Consider the following 5865-nt stretch of genomic DNA (forward strand, 5'->3'; position numbering starts at 1 on the left):
ATATGACCCTTGGCTACCAATATTTGTTTTATTTTTCTAATCTTCCTGTTACTCCTTCTCGCCAGTACTGCAGATATTTCAGTGAAGTCATTTTCAACAGTCTTGGTGGAGATTTTTCTGTTTTTCATATCATCGATTATTGCAGCATTGGTTTCAAATGTAAGGGCTAGAGGGTTTTCCTTGTGGTATGAAAATCTACAAACGCATAGATCATTAATGATGAGTGCGCCATCGGAGTTTTTGCTGTCAAGGAACAATCTCATGTTGGCTGGCTTATTAATCATCTTAAGGATGGTGGATAACCTGAATCCATGGAAATCAAGGCCGCTGCCCCATATTTTCCCTTTGAGCGTGTATATCTTGAAGTTGATTCCCTGGTTTCTATTAACTATGGAGTAATATTTCTCGAATAATTCATAGTCATTCGGATCTCCCTCTCTGGAAAATCCCGTGGATGCCAGGTCTTCTATGCTTTCTGGCACCGTTGCCGATGTTTCAACATTCAGACATATTTCTCTAAATAAATATTTGTTTAAAATAATGCCTATGTTTGGGTAATCGATTGTCATAATTGGGTTATGTATCCAACTGTATGGACTTCAATAATACATTTTCCTTTTGCAAAGGGTATCGTGTGGCGGCAAAGAAGGTTAGGCAATCGGCTCTGATTATTAAGATGTTCAGTCCCACAGTGAGATGCCACGACCAGTAGACCAAGAGTAGGCCGTGGTGCGGCCAAGACCCCTTGGCCTTGTTCGTCGGTCAACTCGAGTGGCGCGCCAATCTGGTCGCATTGGTACCAGTAGGGGCTGTGTTCTCGCCCGCTCCCTGAATGGTGGCCAGTGGCACAAAGCTTCCCGGCTCATAGATGTACAGCGCCTGTCTTGCGTCAGCCGGCTGTGCACCATGAGGTCGCGATCCCAAAGGTAGTGGGTGCTGCCGAAGGCATCGCTTTTGGCGACACGTCGGCCCAGGGGATCGTAGGCGTAGCGGGTGGCCTGGGTGACTCCGTGGCGCGTGGTGTTCGATTCGATGAGCTGGTGGTCTGCGTTCCAGGTCAGGTCCAGCACTTCCTGGGTGCCGGTCTTTTGGTTGCCGCGGGTGCGGCGGGTGACGTTGCCGCTCACTTCGTATTCAAAGTGCAGGTCCTGGTATAAGCGCAGGCGGCATATTAGGTCTGCGGATATGAATTATGGCAATGGTTCCAGAGAGATGCACGTTATGAATAAACCTGGAGGCAATGGGTTTGCTTAGTTTTTGATGTACTAAGGTTTGGGTATCTGAAAAAACAAGGCCAAAAGGTAGAGTCCCCTGAAAACTACGATAGCTCGATACTCCTTGAGCATAGAACGCTACCTGTTTGAGAATAAAATCGCCGTCCATATGGATGGAGTTATCTTTGAAGATTCGATTATAGTTGTTTTGATTTTCATAGATCAACGCAATGCTATGCTTCTCGTTTTCTTCAATCTAGCTATTTCTTGCATTTATCGCTGCTGCTTCAGTATCTTCTTCGTCTTGCTATGCAAGATGAGGTCGTTCAAAGATTCGATGCTCCTGAAGCCAAGCATCGAAAGAAGGATCATTGGGAGATTTTCTAATGAATGAAACGAGAATTTTTCCATCCATAGAATATGAGATCCTATTTAAGGTTGAGATTCTTTGCGTCGAATTTGTTAATCTTTCTTATTCTTATGGTTTCTATGCCTTTCCACTTGTTTTTATAGAATATGATAATTATTTGGTTGTCCTTTTGATACGCTTGGACAAGGTCTTCCTGATTCTTGCTGACTGTTTTTCCTAATTTTTCTTCAACCTGTGATTTGTCCATTGCAAAAGCGAGGTTGAATGGATTTTCTTTTTCAAAGCCTTTATTAATGTCAAAGGATTCAAAAGTGAACCAGCCGTCCCCAATGGGTGGGGAGAAATATTTTTCCTTGTATGAATCTGTGGGGTCAAATTCCATGGAAATCAATTTGTCTTTGGTTTTTATTCTTGTTGTTGAATCTCCCTTTGGCATCTTTTTTATGTCATTCTCGAGAAGAAATGACTCAAAATCATCACTTGTCGAAGTATGGCCTAGGAAGGATAGCAATCTTTCGGTATTCATCATATTTCCTTATGTTGATGGTAATTTTGGTTTCACGGCTTTATGAGATAACGCCATGTCTTCGACATATTTATCAGAATCAAAATCCTTTAGCTATTCCACTGATTGCATGTACTCTTCAAGGTATCCATGGTATTTCCCTTCCATCGCTTTTCTAATGGATTCTGTATTACGTTTGAAAGCGTCCTTCATTCCTTTCGAGTCCCCCTGAATCAAAGGCTTGTTCTTGCTGCCATATGTTCGGCACTCTTTGTGAATATCTTCAGGGACAGTGATGGTCGGCGCATTATTGTAGACTCGGTTGAGAACTGATTTTGCTGCTTTTCTGACAGGCTGTCCCATATGCCGTTTTCGAGCAATAGATCTTTTGCCGCTTGCTTGAGAGCCCCTCCGGACGGGACATGAGCCGCATTCAGTTCTCCAAGTTTTTTAGGTGCCTTGTGTAGGTCGATCTTTTACCGCAATCCCTGTGCTTGGGCTTGCCTTTATCTTTTCCACCACCTTGCCCATGTGCCTTCTTTGCCGCAGCTTCTTCAGCCTCTTTGGCTGCTTTTTGTGATCCAGCTTCTGCCGCTTCGCGGCCGGCTTTCTTGCCTACAGCCTCTGTTGCCGCTGCTGCTGCCTTCTTCCCATACTTGGCTCCGGTGGCCGCCATCCCCGCGCCCGGGATCATGGCGGCCGCACTCAAGGCTGCGTTGACTTATCGTCCTCGGCAAGATCGATCAAAGCGTTGGCGCCGTCGGCAATTTCGCCTACGCCGGGGATGAGGCCCACGACATCCAGACCTGTGTGCACAACGTCCCTGTCCCAGCGCTGCCACCAGCTTTTTTCCTGGGCGACGGGCTTGATGGCGGGAGCCGTGGCTCCGTGGAGGTTGGGGGCCGTGTCGGGGATGACCAGTCCCGAGGTGTTGCCTATCGGCCCTGGAGAAGGGTAGGCGTTGGGCTTGACCTGTGCAGTTTGTGACTGCGCTGCAGGCAGTTGTTTTTTTCTGGTGGCCATGGCGCTTCAGGGCTTCTTCCAGTTCATCCACATCTTGTCGCCGGTGCGCACGATGGCCCGGCCATTGACGTAGACGGTCTTGCTGTGGTCTATGTCGTGATGTTGGTTTGGCTAACCAAGCTATTGCCGTGCCCGGGTTCATCACCCATGACTTTGTCGACATAGCTCTAGTTGTGAAAGTAGACGGCGTGCCCTGCAGGAAGACATTGGGGTGCACTGTCTGTGCTGGTTCATCTGGTGCTTGATGGGGGGCTGACCTGACGCCTGGACCGATAGCTGAGGGTGAGCGATGTTGATCTGGTGCAGGTGGCCCGAGCCGTAGAACAGCCAGTGCAGGGTGTGGCCATCCGGCATGCGGGTGTGAGTGCGGTTGCCCAGTCGTCATAGCCGTGCGAGAGGTTGCGCTGCAGCTTGTGGCGGGCCGGGCCTGTGGCATTGCCCAAAGTCTGGAGAGTTTGGGTTTCGCTGAGCAACTGGCCTACGGGGTCATAGGCAAAGGCCAGGTGGGAGGCGGCGTTGCCGGCCTGGGTCAGGCGGCCCAGGGCGTCGTAGCGGTAGGTGGTTTCTTCCACGGGGCCGGTGTGGCCCGTGGCGCGCTTGGCCAGCAGACGGCCCAGGGCGTCGCGCTCGAAGCAGGTGACCTTGCCGGGCCCGGCGTCGCTGCCGCCGGCTTCGATGACGTGGGTCAGTTCACCGGCGGCGTTGTAGATGTAGCGCTGCCAGCGGCCGTCGAAGCCGACTTCGTCGGTGAGTTGGTCGCGCAGGTCGTAGCGGAAGTGGGTGCGGGCGTGGTTCTCGTTGTCCAGGGCAATGAGGCGGCCGGCGCGGTCGTAGTGGTAGGTGAGGCTGCGGCCTGCGGCGTCAATCGGGGTGAGCGGGCGGCCCATGCCGTCGTTGGTGTAGCGGGTGCTCTGGCCCATGGGGTCGGTGTAGGCCAGCAGGTGGCCTTCGCCGTTCCAGGCGTAGAGGTGGATGGGGGTGGTGGGCTGGCTGCCTGGGGCCGCGGGGCTGGACGGCTCGATGACGCGTATCAGCTGGCCCGCATCGTTGTATTCGTAGCGGGTCTGCTGGCCCAGCGCATCGGTGCGCAGCACGGGCTGGCCCAGGGCGTCGTAGGCGAAGCGCGTCGTCTGGCCTGAGCAGTCGGTGTAGGCCACAAGGCGGTCGGCCTCATCCCAGGCCAGGCGCTTGGAGCCTCCCTTGGCGTCAATGACTTCCACGGTGCGGCCCCGGGCGTCATGGCGGTAGCGCGTGGTGCGGCCCAGCGGGTCGGTGGCCTGCACAAGGTGGCCCCGGCTGTCGTATTCCTGTTGCCACTCGTGGCCGAGGGCGTCGCGCAGCGTGGTGACCAGGTCCAACGGGTTGTATTCCAGCGTGGTGGCATGGCCCATGGCGTCGATGATCTGGACCAGGTTGCCGCGTGCATCGCGGCGCAGGGTGGTGCGGCGGCCCAGGGGGTCTATGCGGCCTGTGGAGGCGCCGGTGGCATCGGTGGGAGTCTGCTCGATGATCTGTTCGGGTGTGCCTTCCGCGATGACGGTGGCGATGATGTTGAAGCGCGCATCCCAGTGGTAGGCCGTGGTGCGGCCCAGGCCGTCGGTGTGGCGCGTGACACGCTCATGGGGCAGGTAGGTGAAGCGGTCGTCGTCCTGGCCGGGTACCGGTGTGTCGGCGCACCAGGAGCGCAGCACGCGGCCCCGGGGGCCTTCGATGTCGTACTGGGCGAAGTAGCGATGCCCGCTGGATTTGCGGTAGCCCACCAGCACGCCGGAGCGCCAGGCGTATTGGCGGTAGGGCTGGCTGCCGTGGTGGGTGGAGATGAGCTGGCCCTGGGCGTCATAGGCGTACTGGGCGAGGGTCTGTGGGGCGTGCTCCGGGGCATGCAGGACCACGGCAGTCAGGCGTGCGCCGGCAAAGGCGTCCAGCGGCAGTGTGCCCGGCGCGCTCCAGTGCAGGTGCAGGCGGCGGCCTGCGGTGTCGCTCAGGCCGGCGAGCAGGGGGCGGGCAAAGGGCGCGGGTGGCTTGCCCTGTGTGGCGGGGGTAGCACCCTGGCCTGCGGCGTAGCGTGCACTCCAGGTCTGCGTTGTGGCGGGTTCGTCCGAGCCCAGGGCGTATTTCCAATGCAATTGCACGGTGTTGCCGTCGCGGTCCTGGAGCGCGGCCAGCGGCAGGCGCCATTGCTCGGGTGCTTCGCGGCGGAAGAGGCGGGACAGGCCTTCCTTGTAGGTGATGGCCCAGAGGTCGGGTTCGGGGTGGCTGAGCGTGAACTTTTCATAGATGTCGAAATGCTCGGCTCCCACGGCCAGGGAGGGCAATGTGACGTACAGGCCTGTGTCGTCTGCCAGCACGCACCGCGAGTGGCAGATCAGATTCTGTAGTCAATAAAAATGACCATTTCTTAGCAGCTGTCTCTGGAATTAATTACTCGGAGAGAATTGCTGTTATGGAGTTATATTGGAAAATCCGTGAAACTTAAATGCGTAGTAAGGCTTAAAAATACAAAAGAAGCCGTTTTATGATTTTGATGAATTATCTGGTAATACGGATTTGATATTTTCCTGTGCATGCAGTGTTATTCTGGCCAGTTGCCAATCTATTAAGCTGAAAACTGCCTGAATTATAATATTTGATGGTAGTCGCCAATACAGCGAAAAAAGCGTTTCGCTATCTGCTCTCTGTCTCTTATACACATCTAAAAGTGGGGGGGGGGGGGGGGGGGGGGGGGGGGGGGGGGGGGGGGGGGGGGGGGGGGG

General features: G+C 54.7%; 6 protein-coding genes. All 6 read right to left on the reverse strand.

The genetic code is table 11. The features are described from left to right. The coding region (locus JHD82_RS28370; RefSeq protein ID WP_199140208.1) for a hypothetical protein at positions 1 to 569 on the reverse strand (569 nt) is incomplete at its 3' end. A 111-nt stretch (positions 570 to 680) separates the two neighbouring features. Continuing rightward, positions 681 to 1127 (reverse strand): hypothetical protein, encoded by a 447-nt coding sequence (locus JHD82_RS30015; RefSeq protein WP_307838127.1) that lies wholly within the window; start codon positions 1125 to 1127, stop codon positions 681 to 683. A gap of 515 nt (positions 1128 to 1642) precedes the next feature. Then, positions 1643 to 2110, reverse strand: coding sequence for a hypothetical protein (locus JHD82_RS28380; protein WP_199140210.1), 468 nt, complete (start codon positions 2108 to 2110; stop codon positions 1643 to 1645). Positions 2111 to 2522: 412 nt separating this feature from the next. Next, positions 2523 to 2798: a hypothetical protein gene (locus JHD82_RS30020; RefSeq protein WP_233174932.1), complete on the reverse strand. Its 276-nt coding sequence runs from the start codon at positions 2796 to 2798 to the stop codon at positions 2523 to 2525. Continuing rightward, complete coding sequence (locus JHD82_RS30025; RefSeq protein WP_233174933.1) at positions 2795 to 3112, reverse strand: hypothetical protein; 318 nt, start codon at positions 3110 to 3112, stop codon at positions 2795 to 2797. The genes JHD82_RS30020 and JHD82_RS30025 overlap by 4 nt, the downstream gene beginning before the upstream one ends. Before the next feature lie 230 nt (positions 3113 to 3342). After that, complete coding sequence (locus JHD82_RS28390) at positions 3343 to 5460, reverse strand: hypothetical protein (RefSeq protein WP_307838128.1); 2118 nt, start codon at positions 5458 to 5460, stop codon at positions 3343 to 3345. Positions 5461 to 5865: the final 405 nt, after the last annotated feature.

It is taken from the genome of Delftia sp. ASV31, from assembly GCF_016428765.1.
GTDB lineage: Bacteria > Pseudomonadota > Gammaproteobacteria > Burkholderiales > Burkholderiaceae_C > Comamonas > Comamonas acidovorans.

Coding starts and splice junctions, on each gene's coding strand:
- JHD82_RS28380 (WP_199140210.1), bottom strand. CDS start 2,110: ATGAATACCGAAAGATTGCTATCCTTCCTAGGCCATACTTCGACAAGT.
- JHD82_RS30025 (WP_233174933.1), bottom strand. CDS start 3,112: ATGGCCACCAGAAAAAAACAACTGCCTGCAGCGCAGTCACAAACTGCA.